General features: G+C 49.6%; 1 pseudogene. It reads left to right on the top strand.

What is annotated here, in order from left to right:
• Positions 1–102: pseudogene (locus tag MES37_RS24615) on the top strand (IS110 family transposase); the annotation flags it as partial.
• Between the last annotated feature and the right edge of the window lie 237 nt (positions 103–339).

The raw sequence follows: 339 nt of genomic DNA, 5'->3' as shown, positions 1-339 counted from the left end.
AAAGCGGCCCTGGGTGCAGTGATGCGTAAGCTGGTACATATGTGCTTCGGCGTACTGAAAACCCGATTACCATGGGATGAAAATTATGCAGCTACCGCTTGACGTTCAAGACGGTAGCTACAAGTGCATGATTTCGTGAGTCGTTGTAGGGTGGATAAGCCATAGCGTCATCCACCGTTTGCATCAGTATTGTCGGATGACGCTGCGCTTATCCGACCTACAAGTGCATGATTTCGTGAGTCGTTGTAGGGTGGATAAGCGATTGCGTCATCCACCGTTTGCATCAGTTTTGTCGGATGACGCTGCGCATATCCGACCTACAAGTGCATGATTTCGTGA

It is taken from the genome of Buttiauxella sp. S19-1 (genome assembly GCF_022134725.1).
In the GTDB taxonomy this organism is placed as follows: Bacteria; Pseudomonadota; Gammaproteobacteria; order Enterobacterales; family Enterobacteriaceae; genus Buttiauxella; species Buttiauxella ferragutiae.
This window is presented reverse-complemented; position numbering and strand designations above follow the sequence as displayed.